General features: G+C 70.9%; 16 protein-coding genes. 12 read left to right on the forward strand and 4 right to left on the reverse strand.

Annotated elements, in window-relative coordinates; all coding sequences use genetic code 11:
- Positions 1 to 67: 67 nt before the first annotated feature.
- The 10 genes from Asi03nite_RS24000 (at position 68) to Asi03nite_RS24045 (ending at position 13,431) form a co-directional block, all read left to right on the forward strand.
- A complete protein-coding gene (locus Asi03nite_RS24000) occupies positions 68 to 973 on the forward strand; it encodes a MurR/RpiR family transcriptional regulator (protein WP_239102882.1) in 906 nt (301 codons plus the stop codon).
- 49 nt (positions 974 to 1,022) lie between these two features.
- On the forward strand, positions 1,023 to 2,333 hold the full coding sequence (locus Asi03nite_RS24005; protein WP_203682697.1) for an extracellular solute-binding protein: 1,311 nt from the start codon (positions 1,023 to 1,025) through the stop codon (positions 2,331 to 2,333).
- A 64-nt stretch (positions 2,334 to 2,397) separates the two neighbouring features.
- Complete coding sequence (locus Asi03nite_RS24010) at positions 2,398 to 3,381, forward strand: carbohydrate ABC transporter permease (protein WP_203682698.1); 984 nt, start codon at positions 2,398 to 2,400, stop codon at positions 3,379 to 3,381.
- Complete coding sequence (locus Asi03nite_RS24015; protein WP_203682699.1) at positions 3,381 to 4,244, forward strand: carbohydrate ABC transporter permease; 864 nt, start codon at positions 3,381 to 3,383, stop codon at positions 4,242 to 4,244. Before Asi03nite_RS24010 ends, Asi03nite_RS24015 begins: the two co-directional genes overlap by 1 nt.
- Before the next feature lie 31 nt (positions 4,245 to 4,275).
- A complete protein-coding gene (gene ngcE, locus Asi03nite_RS24020) occupies positions 4,276 to 5,709 on the forward strand; it encodes an N-acetylglucosamine/diacetylchitobiose ABC transporter substrate-binding protein (RefSeq protein WP_203682700.1) in 1,434 nt (477 codons plus the stop codon).
- Between the two features lie 32 nt (positions 5,710 to 5,741).
- Positions 5,742 to 6,644 carry a carbohydrate ABC transporter permease gene (locus Asi03nite_RS24025; protein WP_203682701.1) on the forward strand — a complete coding sequence of 301 codons (903 nt, stop codon included), beginning with the start codon at positions 5,742 to 5,744 and terminating at the stop codon, positions 6,642 to 6,644.
- A 15-nt stretch (positions 6,645 to 6,659) separates the two neighbouring features.
- Positions 6,660 to 7,565 carry a carbohydrate ABC transporter permease gene (locus tag Asi03nite_RS24030; RefSeq protein WP_203682702.1) on the forward strand — a complete coding sequence of 302 codons (906 nt, stop codon included), beginning with the start codon at positions 6,660 to 6,662 and terminating at the stop codon, positions 7,563 to 7,565.
- A gap of 10 nt (positions 7,566 to 7,575) precedes the next feature.
- Positions 7,576 to 9,210, forward strand: a complete 1,635-nt coding sequence (locus Asi03nite_RS24035) for a bifunctional 3'-5' exonuclease/DNA polymerase (RefSeq protein WP_203682703.1) — start codon at positions 7,576 to 7,578, stop codon at positions 9,208 to 9,210.
- Positions 9,211 to 9,326: 116 nt separating this feature from the next.
- Complete coding sequence (gene metH / locus Asi03nite_RS24040) at positions 9,327 to 12,926, forward strand: methionine synthase (RefSeq protein WP_203682704.1); 3,600 nt, start codon at positions 9,327 to 9,329, stop codon at positions 12,924 to 12,926.
- A 13-nt stretch (positions 12,927 to 12,939) separates the two neighbouring features.
- Complete coding sequence (locus Asi03nite_RS24045) at positions 12,940 to 13,431, forward strand: gluconokinase (RefSeq protein WP_203682705.1); 492 nt, start codon at positions 12,940 to 12,942, stop codon at positions 13,429 to 13,431.
- Here Asi03nite_RS24045 and Asi03nite_RS24050 read toward each other — a convergent pair.
- Both Asi03nite_RS24050 and Asi03nite_RS24055 read right to left on the reverse strand, forming a co-directional pair.
- On the reverse strand, positions 13,400 to 14,227 hold the full coding sequence (locus tag Asi03nite_RS24050) for a metal-dependent hydrolase (protein WP_203682706.1): 828 nt from the start codon (positions 14,225 to 14,227) through the stop codon (positions 13,400 to 13,402). The two genes, Asi03nite_RS24045 and Asi03nite_RS24050, sit on opposite strands and share 32 nt — an antisense overlap.
- Positions 14,228 to 14,337: 110 nt before the next feature.
- A complete protein-coding gene (locus Asi03nite_RS24055) occupies positions 14,338 to 14,775 on the reverse strand; it encodes a DUF1707 SHOCT-like domain-containing protein (protein ID WP_239102880.1) in 438 nt (145 codons plus the stop codon).
- Positions 14,776 to 14,985: 210 nt separating this feature from the next.
- On the opposite strand from Asi03nite_RS24055, the gene Asi03nite_RS24060 reads away from it, so the two are divergent.
- Both Asi03nite_RS24060 and Asi03nite_RS24065 read left to right on the forward strand, forming a co-directional pair.
- Entirely contained in the window at positions 14,986 to 16,518 is a 1,533-nt protein-coding gene (locus Asi03nite_RS24060) for a sensor histidine kinase (protein ID WP_203682708.1), read from the forward strand.
- Positions 16,515 to 17,192 (forward strand): response regulator, encoded by a 678-nt coding sequence (locus tag Asi03nite_RS24065; RefSeq protein WP_203682709.1) that lies wholly within the window; start codon positions 16,515 to 16,517, stop codon positions 17,190 to 17,192. Before Asi03nite_RS24060 ends, Asi03nite_RS24065 begins: the two co-directional genes overlap by 4 nt.
- A 288-nt stretch (positions 17,193 to 17,480) precedes the next feature.
- Here the strand turns inward: Asi03nite_RS24065 and Asi03nite_RS24070 are convergent, their stop codons facing one another.
- Positions 17,481 to 17,966, reverse strand: a complete 486-nt coding sequence (locus tag Asi03nite_RS24070) for an NUDIX hydrolase (RefSeq protein WP_203682710.1) — start codon at positions 17,964 to 17,966, stop codon at positions 17,481 to 17,483.
- Between the two features lie 300 nt (positions 17,967 to 18,266).
- Positions 18,267 to 20,138: an amylo-alpha-1,6-glucosidase gene (locus tag Asi03nite_RS24075; protein WP_373872155.1), complete on the reverse strand. Its 1,872-nt coding sequence runs from the start codon at positions 20,136 to 20,138 to the stop codon at positions 18,267 to 18,269.
- Positions 20,139 to 20,240: the final 102 nt, after the last annotated feature.

The raw sequence follows: 20,240 nt of genomic DNA on the forward strand, positions 1-20,240 counted from the left end.
CAACGACGGCAACAAAGCCGACCGGGCCACCGAGCGGGAGACCGGGAAGGACGCCACGCGCACCGTGATGCCGGACCACGGTCGTACTGCGAATGAAAAAAGCGACCACGGCGTCCTGGTCCGCGTCCGGACCCTGCTGCCGGAGTTCACCGGCGCCCTGCAGCGCGTCGCCGAGCAGGTCCTCGCGGACCCGGCCGCCGCTTCCCGGGCGACCATCGTGGAGCTCGCCGAGCGGTCCGGCACCTCGCCGGCGACCGTGACCCGGTTCTGCCGGGCGCTCGGCTTCGACGGTTACGCGGATCTGCGGCTGGGCATCGCCGCCGAGACCGGGCGCGCCCGGCTGGCCGGCTGGACGGTGGACATCGGCCGGGAGATCCAGCCCGGCGACCCCCTGGAGCGCGTGCTCGGCCAGATCATGGCCGCCGACACCAGGGCCATGCACGACACCGCCTCGCTGCTGGATCTGGGCGAGGTGGAGCGGGCCGCGGTGGCGATCGCCGGCGCGGCCCGGGTCAACATCTTCGGCGCCAGCGGAAGCGCGCTGGTCGGCGAGGAGATGCAGTTCAGTCTGCACCGCATCGGCATCCCGGTGTGGGCCTGGACCGACGTGCACAACGGTCTGGCCAGCGCCGCGCTGTCCCGGCCCGGCGACGTCGCGCTCGGCATCTCGCACAGTGGCGAGACCGGCGAGACGATCGAGCTGCTCGCCGAGGCGAGCAGCCGGGGCGCCACCACCATCGCGCTCACCAGTTTCCCCCGATCCCCGCTGGCCGAGCTCGCCGACATCGTCCTGCTCACCGCCACCCAGGCGACCACGTTCCGGCCGGACGCGCTCTCCGCGCGGCACCCGCAGCTGGTGGTCCTCGATCTGCTGTACGTCGCCGTCGCGCAGCGCACCCACGAGCGCTCGCACGCGGCCTTCCAGCGCACCGCCCAGGCCGTCCACGGTCACAAAGCGGCGAAAGACACCTGATCCCGTACCATCACCGATTTTTTGAATTCGCATCCCTTCGGGAGGAAAAGTGAAGCGCAAGATCGCGGTTGCCGCAGCGCTCGCTGCGACGCTGCTGGGCACGGCCGCGTGCGGCTCCGGCGGCGACGACAACGGCACAGCCTCGGCCAACACCAAGGTCGACGGCACGGGCAAGACGATCAAGGTCTGGCTGATGGTGGACGCACAGACCTCCTGGAAGAACGTCGTCGAGGACGCGAGCAAGCGGTTCACCGCGGCCACCGGCGCCCAGGTGAACGTGGAATACCAGCAGTGGGCCAACCACCTCACCAAGCTGGACGCGACGCTGGCCGGCACGGACGTGCCGGACGTGGTCGAGCTCGGGAACACCGAGTTCTCCAAGTACGTCTTCAACGGCGGCTTCGCCGAGGTGAACAAGGCCGACTTCGAGAACTCCGGCACCTGGCTCTCCGGCCTGTCCGGCGCCTGTGAGCTGGACGGCAAGACCTACTGCGTGCCCTACTACGCGGGCGCCCGGGTGCTGGTCTACCGCACCGACCTGTTCAAGGCGGCGGGCATCGCCGACGCCCCGAAGACCTACGACGAGTTCCTGGCCGACGCGGACAAGCTGCAGTCCGGCAACAAGGACAGCAAGTTCGGCGCGTTCTACATGCCGGGCCAGTACTGGTACGCCGCGATGTCCTTCGTGAAGTCGACAGGCGGCGACATCGCCAAGAAGGACGGCGACAAGTGGACCGGCCAGCTCTCCCAGCCGGCCTCGCAGCAGGGCCTGCAGCGCTGGGTGGACGCGGTCAAGAAGTACTCCAAGGCCGACGTCACCAAGAACGAGAACGACCAGGCCAACATCTTCTCGCAGGGCCAGGCCGGCATGTTCTACGGCAACGCCTGGGAACAGGGCGTGGCCGAGGAGGTCCACAAGGACCCGAACGACCCGACCTCGCCGATGGTCCCGACCAAGGTGAAGGGCAAGCTGGCCGCCGCGCCGATGCCGGAGATCCCGTCCTTCCTCGGCGGCTCGAACCTGGGCGTGACCCAGAAGAGCGGCAACAAGGAGCTGGCCGCTCAGTGGATCAAGTACTTCACTGACAGCACCTCGATGTCCGGCCTGGTCAAGGCCAACGCGCTGCCGAACGCGACGGCCCTGCTGGACAAGGCCGCCGCGGACAACCCGACGATCGCGCCGGCCGCTCTGGCCGCCAAGCAGAGCTGGTTCCCGCCGAACGCCGAGAAGTGGGCGGACGTCGAGAAGGGCAACGTCCTGCAGACCATGCTGACCGACGTGCTGACCGGCAAGAAGACCGTCGCCGACGCCACCAAGTGGGCCGACGACCAGATCAACACCACTCTCAACGAGTCCTGACGACCAGGTGCCGCCCGCGCCGCGCGGGGCGGGCGGCACACCCCTCGTGGAAGAGGACTAGCTGATGCAAGCCGTCGACTCCCCGACGACCCGGCCGGCGCCGCCCGGCGGGGGCACCGAGCAGCGAGCGGCCGTCCCGCGGCCGTCGCGGCGCCGTCGCGCCGACGCCCGGGTGCCCTGGCTGCTCGCGCTGCCCACCCTGGTGGTGCTGGTGGCGCTGCTGGCCTACCCGCTGTACCGGATGATCGTGCTGTCCTTCCAGAACATGCGGCTGCGGGAGCTGCTGACCGGGCTCACGCCGTCGTGGGTCGGGTTCGACCAGTACGAGAAGGCGCTCACCGACTCGACGTTCTGGGGCGTGGTGGGCCGTACCGCCGGATTCACCGTGGTCTCGGTGATCCTCTCGGTGCTGGCCGGGCTGGGCGTCGCCCTGCTGATGCGCCGCGTGCACCCCAAGGTCCGGCTGGCCATGATGATCGCGATGATGTTCGTCTGGGCGCTGCCGCAGCTGGTCGCGGCGCAGACCTTCCGCTGGCTGACCGACTCCGACTTCGGTGTCCTGAACTACCTGATCGACAAGTTGCCAGGGGTGGACTACGCGAACCACAGCTGGTTCGTGAACCCGTGGCAGGGCTGGTCGCTGGTCACCGTCCTGGTGGTCTGGGCCGGCATCCCGTTCCTGGCGATCTCGCTGAGCGCCGGCCTCACCCAGGTGCCCAAGGAGCTCCTGGAGGCGGCCACCGTGGACGGCGCGACGTCCCGGCAGGCGCTGCGCAACATCACCCTGCCGATCCTGAAGCCGCTGCTGACGATCGTCACCACGCTCTCGGTGATCTGGAACTTCGGGTTGTTCACCCAGACCTGGGTGCTGCGCGACGGGCACCCGGAGCCGTATTACCAGACCCTCGCGACGTACTCGTACACCCAGGCGTTCGGGCAGTCCAAGTACAGCTACGGTTCGGCGATCGCGGTGATCACCGTGCTGCTGATGCTCGGCGTGATGGTCTTCTACATCCGCCAGATGTTCAAGATCGGGGAGGTGGACTGATGGCCGCCGCGCGCCAGGACGACCAGGTGCTGACCGTCGGCCGCAGCCGGCTCGGCACGATCTTCGCGAACACCGGCGGAGTGCTGTTCGCCCTCGTCATGATCTTCCCGGTGTACTGGGTGCTGAACACCGCGCTGAAGCCCCGCGACGAGGTGATGAGCTTCCGGCCGTACTTCGTCCCGGCACACCCGACCCTGGACAACTTCAGCTCCGCCATCAAGGCCGAGAACTTCGTCGAGGGCTTGATCAACGGCCTGGTGATCACGCTGTTGGCGGTGGCCGCGGCGCTGGTTGTGGGCTTCCTCGCGGCGCTCGCGATCGCCCGGTTCGCCTTCTACGGCCGCAAGGCGATCATCCTGGTCATCCTCTGCGTCCAGTTGGTGCCGCTGCTCGCCCTGATCATCCCGCTCTTCCTGATGCTGCAGAAGGCGAACCTGACCAACAGCCTGATCGGCGTCTCGTTGGTCTATCTGATGCTGCTGCTGCCGTACACGGTCTGGACGCTGCGTGGTTTCATCGCCGGCATCCCGAAGGAGCTCGACGAGGCCGCGATGATCGACGGGTGCACGCGAGCCCAGGTGTTCTGGAAGATCATCCTGCCGCTCACCGGGCCCGGTCTGGTCGCCACCGCTGTCTACGGCTTCATCCAGGCCTGGAACGAGTTCATCATCGTCAACACGCTCAACAGCCCGGCCAAGCAGAACCTGATGGCGTGGCTGCTGCAGAACCAGACCGAACGCGGTACCGCCTGGGGCCCCCTCATGGCCGGTGCGATCATCACGTCCCTGCCCGTGGTGATCTTCTTCCTGTTGATCCAGCGGAACATCGCCACCGGGCTGACCGCCGGCGCCGTCAAGGGCTGAACCGAACTCTGTCACATCCGAAAGGACATCGATGTCTGAGATGACCAACTCTTCGCTGGATCGTCGTACCCTGCTCCGCCGCGCCGCCGCGGTGGGCCTGGTCGCGGCGCCCGGTGTGAGCCTCCTGAGCGCCTGTGCCGGCTCCGACGACAGTGGCGACACCAAGCAGGCGACCGGCACCAAGTCGGCCGACAACCCGCTGGGCATCGACCCGAAGGCCGGCGTGGAGATCGTGATCTTCGACGGTGGTCTGGGCACCAAGTACGCCACGGACGTCGACACCCCGCTGTTCAACAAGAAGTGGCCGGACGCGAAGATCACCTACTCGGCCACCCAGCAGGTGTCCACCACGATCAAGCCGCGGCTCAACGCCGGGTCCCCGCCCGACATGATCAACAACTCCGGCTCGGACATCATGGACTTCGGCGCGATCGTCAAGGCCGGCCAGGCGGCCGACCTGACCGACCTGTTCGCCGCCCCGTCGCTGGACGTCGCCGGCAAGACGGTCGCCGAGACGCTGGTCCCGGGGGCCGTGCAGCAGGGAACCTACGGCGGCAAGCCGTACGCGGTGAACTACAACTTCACCGTCTTCGGCCTCTGGTACAACAAGAAGCTGTTCGAGAAGAACAACTGGACCGTCCCGACCACCTGGGCCGACTTCACCGCGCTGCTCGACAAGATCAAGGCGGCCGGCATCACGCCGTTCGGCTACGCGGGTGCCAACGCGCCGTACTACATGGTCCGCGCGATCATGACCAGCGCCGCGAAGATCGGCACCGAGCAGGTGCTCAAGGACATCGACAACCTGAAGCCGGGCGCCTGGACCAACGACGCCGTGCTGCAGGCGGCGAAGGCCTGGGGCGAGGTCGGCACCAAGTACGTCGACAAGTCGTTCCTCGGCCTCAAGCACACCGAGGTCCAGCTGCAGCATAACCAGGACAAGGTCGCGTTCTACCCGTGCGGCTCCTGGCTGGAGAACGAGCAGGCGGCCAGCACCCCGGCCGGCTTCGAGTACGCGATGATGCCGGTCCCGAGCGTCACCGCCGCGGACAAGCTCCCGGCGACCGCGATCAACGCCGCGGCCGGCGAGATCTACTTCGCCGCGGCCAAGGGCAAGAACCCGCAGGGTGGCAAGGAGTACCTGCGCACGATGCTCTCCAAGGAGGCGGCGCTGGAGTTCACCAAGCTCACCAAGTCGCTGACGGTGGTGGCGGGCGCGGCTGACGGCGTCACCATCAGCCCCGGCCTGACCAGCGCCAACGACGCCCTCAGCAAGGCCGGTCCGGACGTCTTCGTGGGTTACCTGTTCGACACCTGGTACAAGAAGCTGGACGACGCCTCCCGCGAGGCCGCCAACCAGCTGATGTTCAAGGGCGGCGACGCGCAGAAGTTCTGCGACACGATGGAGGCCGCCTCCCAGGCGGTCGCGAAGGACTCCTCGATCGCCAAGTTCCCCCGTTCCTGATCCGGCTCGTCTCAACCCCCTAGGCAGGTGTCATGCGGCACGGCAAGTACCCCTTCATCATCGGTTTCCTTGTCGTGCCGCTGGCGCTCTACCTGGTCTTCGTGGTCGGCGCCTATCTACAGATGTTCCAGCTGTCCTTCACGGACTGGTCGGGCTTCGGCGGGTTCCACTACGTCGGCTTCGACAATTTCGTGAAGCTCATGGAGGATCCGGTCTTCTGGATCGCCCTGCGGCACAACCTCTACATCCTGATCGCGATGCCGATCGTGACCATCGCGATCGCCCTGTTCTTCGCGTTCCTGCTGAACGTCGGCGGCAAGAGCCGGGGCGGCACGACCCAGGGTGTCCGGGGGTCCAAGGCCTACCGGATCATCTTCTTCTTCCCGCAACTGCTGGCCCTGGCCATCGTCGCGGTGATCTTCGGCCGGGTGTTCGGCCCGGACCGCAGCGGCATGCTCAACGGACTGTTCCCGGATTCCTGGTCGCCCTGGCTGTTCCTGGCCGACGAGCGCTGGGCGCTGCTCTGCATCGCGGTCGTGCTGATCTGGCAGCAGATCGGCTTCTACGTGGTGCTCTTCTCGGCCGGCATGGGCTCGATCGGGCAGGAGATCTACGAGGCGGCGGCCCTGGACGGGGCCACCAAGGTGACGCTGTTCTTCCGGATCACGCTGCCGCTGCTCTGGGACACCCTGCAGGTCGCCTGGGTCTACCTGGGCATCGCCGCGTTCGACCTGTTCGCCCTGGTCAACATCATGTCGGTGAACAAGGGCGGGCCGAACAACGCGACTCAGGTGCTGAGCTACCAGATCTACCTGAACGCCTTCCAGAACTCGCAGGCCGGTTACGCCTCCGCGATCGGCGTGGTGCTGTTCTTCCTGACCCTGACGTTCGCCGCCCTGACCCTGCGGGTCACCCGGCGCGACGCCGTCGCCTGATCCGCGGAGACATCGATGACGAACCTGGTTACCACGCCGCCCGCGGTCGCCGCCCGGCCCGCCCCCGCCGAAGCCGGGAAAGGCCGGGTCAACCCGCTCAACGGGGTCGCGCACCTCGCCCTCTTCCTCTGGGCGCTGGTCACCGCCGGCCCGCTGATCTGGGTGCTGCTCGCCTCGTTCAAGAGCAACACCGAGATCTTCCTGGGCAAGCCGTTCTCGCTGCCCGAGCACTTCTCGCTCAAGACGTACACCGACGCCTGGTCCGAGGCGCACATCGGGCAGTACTTCGTCAACAGCATCATCGTGGTCGCGATCAGCACCGCCGGCACCATGCTGCTCGGCTCGATGGCCGCGTACGTGCTGGCCCGCTACCGCTTCCCGGGCAACCGGGCGATCTACTACCTGTTCGTCTCCGGACTGGCGTTCCCCACGTTCATGGCGCTCGCCCCGATCTTCGGCATCGTCAAGAGCCTGGGCCTGCTGAACACGTTCACCGGCCTGATCCTGGTGTACATCGCGTACTCCCTGTCGTTCACGGTGTTCTTCCTGACCGCCTTCTTCCGCACGCTGCCGCACGAGATCGACGAGGCGGCGCTCGTGGACGGCGCCGGCCACCTGCGGCGGTTCTTCCAGATCATGATGCCGATGGCGAAGTCCGGCCTGATCAGCATCACCATCTTCAACATCGTCGGCCAGTGGAACCAGTACCTGCTCCCCGTGGTGATCATGCAGGGCTCCGGCTCGGACACGAACTGGGTGCTCACCCAGGGCATCGCGAACATCAGCGTCCAGGCCGGCTACCACGCCGAGTGGTCCACGCTGTTCGCGGCGCTGACCCTCTCGATCATCCCGATGATCGTCGTCTACGCGATCTTCCAGCGGCAGATCCAGGCCGGCCTCACCGCTGGCGCCGTCAAGTAGAAATGACCATGTGCTGGTAGCGGTTCTCCCTGACGGTCGGCTCCAGGATCTGCATGCCGACGGGCGGCCGGCCGGAGCGCCTCACCAGGCGCCCGACCTGCCGGCGGCGATCGCCGTGCGCGAGGCCGCCGAGCAGCCGCGCTGGGTGTGGCCGGCCACCGCCGGCATCTACCCGGTGCTGCTGCGCGCCGGGGTCCGGGTGGCCCGCTGCCACGACCTGGAACTGACCGAGGCGCTGCTGCTGGGGCACGCCGGTCGCTGGGGTGAGCCACGGGGGCTCGCCGCGGCCACCGCGCGGCTGCGCGGGCTGCCGGTCCCGCCGGACCGGGCCCGGCCGGAGGCCGAGCCGCCCGGCTTCAGCCAGGGCGCGCTCTTCGAGGCTTCCGCGCCGCTGCCGGTCGCGCTCGAGGACCTGATCGAGGTGTACGCGGACCAGCAGCGCCGCCTCGCCGCCACCGAGCACCCCGGCCGGTTCCGGATGCTGGTCGCCGCCGAGTCGGCCGGCGCGCTGGTGGCGGCCGAGATGGGCCACACCGGCCTGCCCTGGCGCGCCGACGTGCACGACGAGCTGCTGCGCGAGCTGCTCGGACCGCCCCAGCCGATGGGCCCGCCGCGCCGCCTCGCCGAGCTCACCGCCCGGATCAACGAGGCGTTCGGCACCCACGGCCTGCACCCGGATCTGCCCGCCGAGGTGCTCCGCGCGTTCGCCCGGGCCGGCATCCAGATCCCGAACACCCGCCGCTGGGTGCTGCGCCGGGTCGACCACCCGGCGGTCGCCCCGCTGCTGGAGTTCAAGGAGCTCTACCGGATCTGGACCGCGAACGGCTGGGCCTGGCTGGACTCCTGGGTACGCGACGGCCGCTTCCACCCGGAGTACGTGCCCGGCGGCGTCGTCTCCGGCCGCTGGGGCGCCCGGGGTGGTGGCGCCCTGCAGGTTCCCAAGGTGGTCCGCCGCGCGGTGATCGCCGACCCGGGCTGGCGGTTCGTGGTGGCCGACGCCGGCCAGCTGGAACCCCGGGTGCTCGCCGCGGTCTCCGGCGACCAGCGGCTGGCCCGCGCCGCCGCCGCGGGCGACCTCTACGCCGCGCTCGCCGCGAACTCGTTCGGCGGCGACCGGGCCAAGGCGAAGCTCGCCCTGATCGGCGCCATGTACGGGCAGACCGGCGGCGACGCGCTGCCGGCCCTGGCCGTGCTCCGGCGCGACTACCCGACCGCCTTCGACTACGTCGAGCAGGCGGCCCGGATCGGCGAGAACGGTGGCCTGGTCCGGTCTTGGCTGGGGCGTACCTGCCCGCCGGCCTCCGCGCCGCGCGACGCCGGCCTCGACCCGCCCGACGAGGTGGCCCCGCCACCCGGACGGGCGAGGGGCCGGTTCACCCGGAACTTCGTGATCCAGGCCACGGCCGCCGAGTGGGCGCTGATCCTGCTCGCCACGCTGCGGACCGCGCTGGCCGGCACGCGGGCCGAGCTGGTCCTGTTCGTGCACGACGAGGTGGTCGTACACTGTCCCGCCGAGCAGGCCGAACAGGTCGCCGCGACGGTCCGGGAGTGCGCGGCGCGGGCCGGCCGGATGCTGTTCGGCGACACCGAGGTGCGGTTCCCCCTGGATGTCTCAGTGGTTGGTTCCTACGCCGACGCGAAGTGAAGAAGTGGGTATCGTTATGGGTCCGGCCGAGAGGCGCTGCAGCGGGATCACCCGTCACGCTCGACCGGTGACCCACCCGAGCAAGGGCGCCTCCGACTCTCTCGGAGGTGTTTCCCGTGACTCAGTCCGTCACCACCCTGCGCCAGTTGCTCGCCGAGCGGATCCTGGTCCTCGACGGCGCCTGGGGCACCATGCTGCAGGGCGCGAAACTGACGCCGGCCGACTACCGTGCCGACCTGATCCCGGCCGGCCACCCGCAGGACGTCACCGGTGACCCGGACCTGCTGATCCTGACCCGGCCGGACGTCATCCTCGACGTCCACCGGCAGTACCTGGCGGCCGGCGCCGACATCACCACCACCAACACGTTCACCGCGACCAGCATCGCCCAGGCCGACTACGGTCTGGAGCACCTGGTCCGGGAGATGAACGTGCGGGGCGCCCGCCTGGCCCGGCAGGCCGCCGACGAGGCGCAGGCCCGGGACGGCCGGCCCCGCTTCGTGGCCGGCTCGATCGGCCCGTTGAACGTGACGCTCTCGCTCTCGCCGAAGGTCGACGACCCGGCGTACCGCGCGGTCACCTTCGACCAGGTGAAGGCGGCGTACGCGGAGCAGATCAGCGCGCTCGCGGAGGGTGGCGTCGACCTGCTGCTGGTCGAGACGATCTTCGACACCCTGAACGCCAAGGCGGCGATCGCGGCGGCCAAGGAGGTCGCCCCGCAGCTCCCGCTCTGGATCTCGGTCACCATCGTCGACCTCTCCGGGCGTACCCTCTCCGGCCAGACCGTGGAGGCGTTCTGGCGCTCCATCGAGCGCGCCGAGCCGCTGGTGGTCGGCGTGAACTGCTCGCTCGGCGCGGCCGAGATGCGCCCGCACGTGGCGGAGCTCGCCCGCCTCTCCCAGACCTTCGTCGCCTCACATCCGAACGCCGGCCTGCCCAACGCGTTCGGCGGCTATGACCAGACGCCCGATCAGACCGCCGAGCTGATCCGCGAGTTCGCCGACTCCGGCCTGGTCAACATCGTCGGCGGCTGCTGCGGCACCACGCCGCCGCACATCGAGGCGGTCGCCCGGGCCGTCCGGGACGCCGCGCCCCGGGTGATCGACCCGCCCGCGCCGACCACCCGGTTCAGCGGCCTGGAGCCGTTCGAGATCGGCCCGGACACCGGGTTCGTGATGATCGGCGAGCGCACCAACGTGACCGGCTCGGCCAGGTTCCGCCGCCTGATCGAGGCCGACGACCACCAGGCCGCCGTCGACGTCGCCCTGGACCAGGTCCGCGGCGGCGCCAACCTGCTCGACGTGAACATGGACGCCGACCTGCTGGACAGCGAGCAGGCGATGGTCACCTTCCTGAACCTGATCGCGACCGAGCCGGAGGTGGCCCGGATCCCGATCATGATCGACAGTTCCAAGTGGAACGTGCTGGAGGCCGGCCTCAAGTGCGTGCAGGGCAAGGGCGTGGTCAACTCGATCAGCCTGAAGGAGGGCCCCGAGCCGTTCCTGGAGCACGCCCGCCGGATCCGGGAGTTCGGCGCCGGCGTCGTCGTGATGGCCTTCGACGAGCAGGGCCAGGCCGACACGGTGGAGCGCAAGGTGGAGATCTGCGCCCGCGCCTACGACCTGCTGGTCGGGGACGGCTTCGACCCGACCGACATCATCTTCGACCCGAACGTGCTGGCCGTGGCCACCGGCATCGCCGAGCACAACGGGTACGCGAAGAACTTCATCGACGCCCTCCCGCTGATCAAGCAGCGCTGCCCGGGCGCCCGCACCAGCGGCGGCATCTCCAACCTGTCGTTCGCGTTCCGCGGCAACGACGTGGTCCGCGAGGCGATGCACTCGGCGTTCCTGTTCCACGCGGTCAAGGCCGGCCTGGACATGGGCATCGTCAACGCCGGCCAGCTCGCCGTCTACCAGGACATCCCGGCCGACCTGCTGGAGCTGGTCGAGGACGTGATCTTCGACCGCCGGCCGGACGCCACCGACCGGCTCGTCACGTTCGCCTCCACGGTCACCGGCAGCGCCGCCAGGCGCGAGGTCGACCTGTCCTGGCGCGAGGCGAGCGTCGAGGAGCGGCTCAGCCACGCGCTGGTGCACGGCATCGTCGACTTCATCGAGGCGGACACCGAGGAGGCCCGGGTCAAGCTGCCCCGGCCGCTCGACGTCATCGAGGGCCCGCTGATGGACGGCATGGGCATCGTCGGCGACCTGTTCGGCTCCGGCAAGATGTTCCTGCCCCAGGTGGTCAAGAGCGCCCGGGTGATGAAGCGCTCGGTGGCCTACCTCCTGCCGTACATGGAGAAGGAGAAGGCCAAGGGTTCCCGCGGCCAGGGCAAGGTGGTGCTGGCCACGGTCAAGGGCGACGTCCACGACATCGGCAAGAACATCGTCGGCGTGGTGCTCGGCTGCAACAACTACGAGGTGATCGACCTCGGCGTGATGGTTCCCACCGCGAAGATCCTGGACACCGCGATCGCCGAGGGCGCCGACGTGATCGGACTGTCCGGCCTGATCACCCCGTCGCTGGACGAGATGGTCGCGGTCGGCGCGGAGATGCAGCGCCGCGGGATGAGGCTGCCGCTGCTGATCGGCGGCGCGACCACGTCCAAGCAACACACCGCGGTGCGCATCGCCCCGGTGTACGAAGGCTCCACCGTGCACGTCCTGGACGCGTCCCGGGTCGTCGGCGTGGTCTCCCACCTGCTCGACACCGACCGCTCGGCGAAGCTCGACGAGGCCAACCGGGCCGAGCAGGAGCGCCTGCGCGAGCAGCACGAGAAGCGGCACGCCCAGCCGCTGCTCACGCTCGCCCGGGCCCGCGCCAACCGAGAGCTGGTGGACTTCGCCGATCTGCCCACTCCGGCCTTCACCGGCGTCCGTGAGGTGCAGCCGACCATCGCCGAGCTGCGCGAGATGATCGACTGGCAGTTCCTGTTCCTGGCCTGGGAGCTCAAGGGCAAGTTCCCGGCGATCCTCGACCAGCCGGTCGCCCGGGAGCTGTTCGACGACGCCAACGCGATGCTCGACCAGATCATCGCGGACGGCTCGTTCCAGGCCCGCGGCCTCTACGGCTTCTGGCCGGCGCACGCCGACGGCGACGACATCCGGCTGGCGGACGGGCACGGCTTCCCGATGCTGCGCCAGCAGACCGAGAAGCCGGCCGGCCGCGCCAACCGCTGCCTCGCCGACTACATCGCCCCCGCAGGCGACCATCTCGGCGGCTTCGCGGTGGCCATCCACGGCGCGGAGAAGCTGGCCAAGAAGTACGAGGCCGAGCACGACGACTACCGGGCGATCATGGTGAAGGCCCTGGCCGACCGGCTGGCCGAGGCCTTCGCGGAATATCTGCACCTCAAGGCCCGCCGCGAGTGGTTCGAGCCGGACGCGCAACCCGAGCTTTCGGATCTGCACGCGGAGCGGTACCGCGGCATCCGCCCGGCCCTGGGTTACCCGGCCTGCCCCGACCACAGCGAGAAGAAGGACCTGTTCCAGCTTCTCGACACCGGCCGGATCGGGGTCAGCCTGACCGAGTCGTTCGCGATGACGCCGGCCGCCGCGGTCAGCGGACTGATCTTCGCCCACCCGGAGGCGAAGTACTTCACCGTCGGCCGGCTGGGTAAGGATCAGATCGAGGACTACGCTGCCCGGCGTGGCGTCCCGGTCGCCGAGGTGGAACGCTGGCTGCGGCCGAACCTGGCCTACTCGATCGACTGACGGGGGAGCGCGGATGGTGCCGATCGTGGTGATGGGTGTCGCGGGCTGCGGCAAGAGCACGGTCGGCAGGGCGCTCGCGGACCGCCTCGGCGTGCCCTACGCCGAGGCGGACGACTTCCACCCGCCGGCCAATGTGGCCAAGATGCACAGCGGCGTGCCGCTCACCGACGAGGACCGGGCGCCGTGGCTGGCGGCGATCGCGGCGTCCATGACGGACGGTGGGCTGGTGGTGTCCTGCTCGGCGCTCAAACGGGCGTACCGGGACGTGCTCCGCGGCGGGAACCCGCAGGCGTTCTTCGTCCATCTGGTGCTGAGCCCGGAGACCGCGACCGCCCGCGTGAGCGGGCGGGCCGGTCACTTCATGCCGAGCACGCTGGTGGCCTCGCAGTTCGCGATCCTGGAGCCGCTGCGACCGGAGGAGAACGGCGTCGGGATCGACGCCACCCTCGGTGTCGACGAGATCGTCGCCAAGGTTATTTCGAGGATGCCCACACATCGAGGTTGAGGCGCTCCAGCAGGACCGGGGCGAACAGGCCGAGCAGCGAGACGATCGAGATCACGGTGAAGGCGGTGGTCAGGACGACCGTCTCGGTCTTGCCGCCGACCTTCACCGCGAACCGGTTCGGGATGCCGACCATCCGCCACATCCGGCCGCGGCCGGTCGGGACCGGCCAGAAGATCGGCACGCCGTTCTTGGTGATCATGTCGCCGAGCAGGTGCACCACGCATCCCGCGCCGACCGCGAAACCGAGCAGCGGATAACCGCGGTCCCCCGGCAGGTTGGCCGCGGTGAACCAGGCGATCGCGGCCGAGGCCAGCGTGACGATCACCCAGCCGGCCTTCTCCGCCCACTTCTCGAACAGGCCGCGCAGCGCCAGGCCGGCCATGAAGAAGATGATGCCGACCACCGCCCACTTGCCGTAGCGCGCGGCCAGCGCGGTGGTGCCCCAGCCGACCAGCGCGGCGAACGGCAGCGTGTGCGTGAACGTCCGGTGACCGTGGTCCCGCCTGGGGTCCCGGCTCTGCCGGGTGGCCGTGTAGATCCCCAGCGAGATCTTCTCGATCACCTCGGCCACGAACAGCGAGAGCACGCCGAACGTGCGGGCGACCGTGGCGCCGCCCTGGTTGGTGGTCACCTTGCCGGACAGGTCGAAGTCGGGCAGCAGCGCGCCGCCGGCGGCCATCGCGGTGCCCACGCCGATCATCAGCGGCGTCTGGTGGTAACCAGCGAACTGGTCGAGCGCCCAGCTGCCGGCCAGCCAGGCGGCCGCCCCCGACAGCGCGTGCGACGGACCCATCATGTGCGTCGTCCCTCCCCGAACAAACTGCTGCACTCTCGCAGAGCGAACGGGGAAGATCAACGACCGCCGGGTCCACACCGGAGTGGAGTCGGCCACCCGACAGATCGGGGTCAGGGCCGGGCGTACGTCCCGATGCTGTGGCGGAACTCGTAACGGCCCCGCCGGGCGTGCCGGATCAAGCCCATCACCAGGAAGGACAACGGGAAGACCGGCCAGAAGAACCGGGCTCCGGAGAGCAGCCAGAGGGCGGTCAGCACCCCGGCGACGATCATGATGAACCCGGCGTGCCGGCGCAGGGACCGGCGTGTCGCGGCGCGGCGGTGCGGCAGGCGGGCCAGCGTCTGCCGGCCGCCGGACGGCAGGTCCCGGGTGAGCACGTCCAGCTCGTCGCGGTACTTCGCGGCGTACGCGCCGGCCATCCGCTCCTCGCCCTCGTCCAGGCCGAGCCGGCCCTCGGTCATGGCGGCGCGCAGGATCTCGGCGGTCTCCTCGCGCTCGGTGTCGGAGGTGCGCAGGCGGGCGGGGCCGGTCGCTTGTTCGGGATGCACGGTTCTCCTCCTCGGTGATGTCCGGACTCCAGGGTCCGCTCGGGGAGACCTCCGCGCGTCGGCCCGGCGAAGCATTCGCCCGGGGTTTCCGACCCCGATTTGGTACGACCGTGGGCCCATCAGTGGCGCGCAGGTACGCCCGTGGGCGTACGCCGGGAGCCAGCCCTCGGGCCGATGCCGGGGGCGCTCCGGTGACGTAGTTTCAGCGGCATGAGGGAGCGTGGCCGGGACGGGCGGCGGTGGCCGGAGGGTCGCCGGAACGCCTGGTGCTCCGACGCCCCCGCACCCCCGTCCAAGGTCCCCGGGGAGCAGCCCTCGCGGCGCCGGGCGCGGGGCGCGCACACCGGCTGGCCGCCCGGGTCCGCGGTGATCGCCACGGTCGCGCACCTGGTCGGCGCCAACCATCTGGCCGAGGGCGGCGGGCTGTTCCGGCCCTGGGACCCGCTCACCACCGTGCTCCTGCTGATCGGGCCGGTCGCGCTGTTCTGGCGGCGCCGCGCCCCGATCCCGGTCTTCGTGATCGCCTCCGCCGCGTCGGTCCTGTTCGCCACCACCGCCGCGCCCGACGCGCGGTACGGGGTGGCCCCGGCCATCGCGCTCTACTCGGTGGCCCGGCAGGGGCGCCGCCAGGCCGCGCTGATCTGCGCCTCGACGGCCTGGGCGGTCTGGCTGGGCGTGGTGGCGGGCCTGGCCGGGCCGCTCGCCCTCGACCCCGGGGTGCGCCCGTCGGTGGGGCAGGCGTGCCTGGCCGCCGCCGGGCTGGGCCTGATGATCCTGCTGGGCGGCGCGGCCCGGATCCGCGCGCAGAACGACGCCGAGCAGGCCCGGACGCGTGCCGAGCAGGCCCGCGCGCGGGAGGAGCAGCGGCGCCGGCAGGCCTCCGAGGAGCGCCTGCGGATCGCCCGGGAGTTGCACGACGTGCTCGGCCACCACCTGTCGCTGATCAACGTGCAGGCCGGCGTCGGCCTGCACCTGATGGACCAGCGCCCGGAGCAGGCGCGCGAGGCGCTGACCGCGATCAGGAGCGCGAGCGCGGAGGCGCTGCGCGAGGTGCGGGCCGTCCTCGGGGTGCTGCGCACCGAGGGGGAGGCCGCCCCGCGCCAGCCCGCCCTCGGGCTCAACCGGCTGGGCGAGCTCACCGCCTCGGCCGGCATCCCGGTCCGCACCACGGTCACCGGCGAGCCGCGCGAGCTGCCGGCGGAGGTCGACCGCGCGGCGTATCGGATCGTCCAGGAGGCCCTCACCAACGTCCGCCGCCACGCCGCCGGCCCCCAGCCCGAGGCGGACGTCGCGGTGGGCTACCTGCCCGCCGCGCTGTATCTCTCGATCCGCAACGGCGGCCCGGCGGGGGCCGACGACGCGGGCCCGGCGAGAGCCGACAACGGCGGCCCGGCGGGGGCCGACGACGCGGGCCTGGCGGAGGCCGAGCCGGCGCCTTCGTCCTCGGACGGTGAGGAGGGCAGCGGGATCGCCGGGATGCGCGCCCGCGCGGAAAGTCTCGGCGGGCGCCTGGAGGCGGGACGTCCGCCGGCGGGTGGTTTTCTGGTCACCGTCATCCTGCCGACCGGATCCGTGCCCGCCGGCCCCGCCGCCGGGCGGACTGCCGCCGGGTCCGCTGCCGGCGTCGTGGCCGATCCCGGTCCGCCGGGTCGTGCTCGGGCCGGCGGTGCCGTCGACCCGGGGGAGCGCGGGCGGGCGGTGCCCGGCGACGGCGATCAGGTGACTTCTGAGGGGGAACGATGATCTCGGTGGTGCTGGCGGACGATCAGGCCCTGGTGCGGGCCGGGTTCCGGGCGTTGCTCGACGCGGAGCCGGACATCCGGGTGGTCGGTGAGGCGGCGGACGGGGTGCAGGCGGTGACGCTGGTCCGCGCCACCCGGCCCGACGTGGTGCTGATGGACATCCGCATGCCCGGCGTCGACGGGCTCGAGGCGACCAGGCGCATCGCCGCCGACCCGGCCTGCGCCGACACCAGGGTGGTCATCCTGACGACGTTCGAGCTCGACGAATACGTGTTCGAGGCGCTGCGTACCGGGGCCTCGGGCTTCCTCGTCAAGGACACCGAGCCGGTCGAGTTGCTGCGCGGGGTGCGCGCGGTGGCCAACGGCGACGCGCTGCTGTCGCCGAGCGTCACCCGCCGGGTGATCGGCGAGTTCGCCGGGGCGGCCGCGGGGCGACGTCCGGAGCCGCCCCGGGAGCTCGGCCAGCTCACCGATCGCGAACGGGAGGTGATGGCCCTGGTCGCGGAAGGCCTCTCCAACGACGAGATCGCCGCTCGCCTGGTGATCAGCCCCGCCACGGCCAAGACCCACGTCAGCCGCACGATGATCAAGCTGGGTGCGCGGGATCGTGCCCAGCTCGTCGTCTACGCCTATGAGGCCGGCCTCATCCGGCCCGGCTGGCTCGGCCAGCCATGAGGGCCGACGGGCCGGTGAGGATTCGCTCGATCTGCCCGTTCGGGGTCGCCTGACCCGTGCCTGCCCGTTCGGGTTGCTTGGCCGAGCCTGCCCGTTCGGGTTGCTTGGCCGAGCCTGCCCGTTCGGGTTGCTCGGCCGTGCCTGCCCGTTCGAGGTCGCCCGTCTGGTCTGCCCGCTCGGGTTCGCCGGTTCGATCCGGCCGGTCCGGCTTGCACTCTCGTCGTCTTGGCCGGCCCGCTCCGACCTGCGGGCGTGTCACTGGTGGCTCGGCGGTGGGCTCGGGGTGGTTCAGAAAACGCCCTCGCCCGGGGCGGCGAAGTAGGGCGGGGCGTCGTCGTCGAGGGCGATCGACAGGATGCGCAGGTTGAACGGGTCGAGAGCGGGGAGGGCGTCCAGAGCGAACCAACCGACCCGCAGGGACTCGCTGTCGTTGACGCGGGCGTCGCCGCCGACCGCCCGGCAGCGGAAGAAGGTGTTGACCATCTGGCAGCGGTCGCCGTTCTGATAGGTCACGTTGTGGGCGACCACCCCGGCCAGGCGATCGATCTTGATCTGGACCGCCGTCTCCTCCTCGACCTCGCGGACCACCGCGTCGGCCGGCTGCTCGCCCGGGTCCATCAGGCCGGCGATCAGCGCCCACCGGGCCGTGTCGCTGCGCTGGTGCAGCAGCAGCTCCCCGCGGTCGTTCAGCACGATCGCGGACACCGTGGGAAACATCAGCAGATCGTGCCCGACCCGGGCCCGCAGCTTCTGGACGTATTCGGAGGCAGGCATGACCGGACCCTACCGGTGAGCGGTTGCCTCACCGTGAACGTCCCGGCGTCGGCCGCCGGCGTGGACGGCCGGGTGATCATCGCTCGGTTGCGGCCGGCGAACTTGGCGGCGTCCAGCACCTCGTCGGCGGCCTTCAGCAGCTCCTCCGGTGGCGGCGTGGACGTTTCGCGCGCCTGCGTGGCGGCCGGTCGCGCGCCTGCTGGGGACCGGGAGTTTCCGTGCGCGCCTGCCGGCGGCTGGAGGGCTTCCGCGCGCGGGGATGCCGGGCTGCCGGACGGCTCCGGGAGGGCGCATCGCGCGTCAACGACCGGGCGGAGCTCCGGGCGCCGGGAGCCTGCGCACCCGCAGGTGCTCGGCGACCGACCAGGCCTGGAACGGGCATCCGGTGGCGGCGTGCGGCGGGTCGCCGTCGGCGGTCTCCGAGATCGAGCCCAGCCCGTACTCGCTCAGGTGCTGTTCGGCGTCGGCGAGCACGTCCGGCACTCCGGCGCCGAGCCGGTGCCAGGCTTCCGCGTACGGGCCGGTGAGCCAGGGCCAGACCGTGCCGGTGTGGTAGGCCGTGTCCCGGTCCGCCGGCCCGCCGCGGTGCCGCCCGTGATAGCCCGGCGTGCCCGGCGCCTGGCTGCGCAACCCGAGCGGGGTGAGCAGGGCCGCCCCGATCCGGGTGAGCACGGCCGGGTCCGGGCGCAGCGGGGCGTGCGGGAGCGACCAGGCGAGCAGCTGGTTGGGCCGCAGGGTGTGGTCGCCGGCCACGTCCTGGAGCAGGCCGGACAGGGTGGGGAAGGTGCGGGCGAAGCCGGCCCGGGCCTTGGCCAGCACCGGGGCGTACAAGTCGCCGAGCGTGGCCAGCCCGTTGATCCACAGGGCGTTGACGTCTACCGCCTTGCCCGCCCGCGGGGTCACCGGAACCCCGTGCACCCGGGCGTCCATCCAGGTCAGCGCCTCGCCGGGGGCGCCTTGGGAGAGCAGCCCGTCGGCCGCGTCGGCCTTGATGCCGTAGCGGGTGCCGGCCAGGTGGTGCTCGATCACCCCGGACAGGGCGGGGCGCAGCGAGGCGGCCAGATCGGTGTCGCCGGTGACTGTCACGTGCCTGTCGACGGCGTGCAGGAACCAGAGCGTGCCGTCGGCGGTGTTGTACTCGACGGCGCCGGTGTCAGCGGTGTTCGCCAGCATCCCCTCGGAGAGCGTGGCGGCGTAGGAGAGCAGCAGATCCCGGCCCTCGTCGAAGCGCCGGGTGGAGAGGAACAGACCCTCGTAGCTGATCATCGTGTCCCGGGACCACGCGCCGAACCAGGGGTAGCCGGCGACCACGTCGGGTCCCCCGACGACGAACGCGTCCGCGGCGAGGACGAGGGCGGCCTGGACCGGGTCGGCCGGCGCGGCGGCGGCGACCACCGCGCGGTTGCGTGCCCGGGCGGACTCGACGGTGCCGGGCGGTGGCGGGTCGTCGAGGGCACCGGCCCAGGCGGTGACCTCGGCGGTCTGCCCCGGGGCACGCAGAGAACCGTGGAAGCTGCCCGCGTACCACAAATTCTCTTGATCCCGGAGCCCGCGCGCCGCTTCCTCACGGTAACGGACCCCGTGGAACCACTCGCCGGCCGAGGCGAAGCCCGGCCCGGCGATCCGATAGGCGTTCGCCACCACGCAACCGTCCGCGACCGGCGCCACATCCAGCGACGGGCCCTGCTCGCCGTGCGCGTCCCGCCAGGCGCAGAGCGCCTCCAGGGCGATCCGGACCGGTCCCCCGGCGATCAGCCGGTGGACGACAGTGACCGCCGGCCGGCCGTGCGTCGTCGCGATCTCCCGCTCGATCACCACGTCGCCGATCCGCCACCGCCACCGCGGCACCCCGTCGATCAGCTCGAACGAGGTCAGCAGTTCGTGCCCGCGCGGCTCGATCGCGCCGCCGGCCCATTCGTGGCAGGCCAGCCGCACCCGCGCACCGGACGGCAGCGTCACCACCGCGTCCAGCGACGCGAGGCCCAGCATCCGCGCCGCCGGCGTCGCCCCGGAGACCACCAGCAGGCCGTGATACCTGCGGGTACGCAATCCTGTGACGGTGCCCATGGCATAGCCGCCGACACCGTCGGGTAGGACCCATTCCCGGGTCGATCCGCCGGCCGGATCAGTACATACCGACGGTCCGAACGCGATCGGTCGCACGGTGGACATCGAAGGGAACCTCCGGCCATGGGGAAGAATCGACGAGGCCGACACACTTGACACCAGACCGTGACAGTCTCAGTGTGATCGACTCCTGGTCGTAACAGCGTG

The sequence above is a fragment of the Actinoplanes siamensis genome, assembly GCF_016862395.1.
GTDB lineage: Bacteria > Actinomycetota > Actinomycetes > Mycobacteriales > Micromonosporaceae > Actinoplanes > Actinoplanes siamensis.

Bases quoted from the DNA above. Each gene is read 5' to 3' on its own strand.
- Asi03nite_RS24000 (WP_239102882.1), top strand. From the start codon at position 68: ATGCCGGACCACGGTCGTACTGCGAATGAAAAAAGCGACCACGGCGTC.
- Asi03nite_RS24010 (WP_203682698.1), top strand. From the start codon at position 2,398: ATGCAAGCCGTCGACTCCCCGACGACCCGGCCGGCGCCGCCCGGCGGG.
- Asi03nite_RS24015 (WP_203682699.1), top strand. From the start codon at position 3,381: ATGGCCGCCGCGCGCCAGGACGACCAGGTGCTGACCGTCGGCCGCAGC.
- ngcE (WP_203682700.1), top strand. From the start codon at position 4,276: ATGTCTGAGATGACCAACTCTTCGCTGGATCGTCGTACCCTGCTCCGC.
- Asi03nite_RS24025 (WP_203682701.1), top strand. From the start codon at position 5,742: ATGCGGCACGGCAAGTACCCCTTCATCATCGGTTTCCTTGTCGTGCCG.
- Asi03nite_RS24030 (WP_203682702.1), top strand. From the start codon at position 6,660: ATGACGAACCTGGTTACCACGCCGCCCGCGGTCGCCGCCCGGCCCGCC.
- Asi03nite_RS24045 (WP_203682705.1), top strand. From the start codon at position 12,940: ATGGTGCCGATCGTGGTGATGGGTGTCGCGGGCTGCGGCAAGAGCACG.
- Asi03nite_RS24050 (WP_203682706.1), bottom strand. From the start codon at position 14,227: ATGATGGGTCCGTCGCACGCGCTGTCGGGGGCGGCCGCCTGGCTGGCC.
- Asi03nite_RS24060 (WP_203682708.1), top strand. From the start codon at position 14,986: ATGAGGGAGCGTGGCCGGGACGGGCGGCGGTGGCCGGAGGGTCGCCGG.
- Asi03nite_RS24065 (WP_203682709.1), top strand. From the start codon at position 16,515: ATGATCTCGGTGGTGCTGGCGGACGATCAGGCCCTGGTGCGGGCCGGG.
- Asi03nite_RS24070 (WP_203682710.1), bottom strand. From the start codon at position 17,966: ATGCCTGCCTCCGAATACGTCCAGAAGCTGCGGGCCCGGGTCGGGCAC.
- Asi03nite_RS24075 (WP_373872155.1), bottom strand. From the start codon at position 20,138: ATGTCCACCGTGCGACCGATCGCGTTCGGACCGTCGGTATGTACTGAT.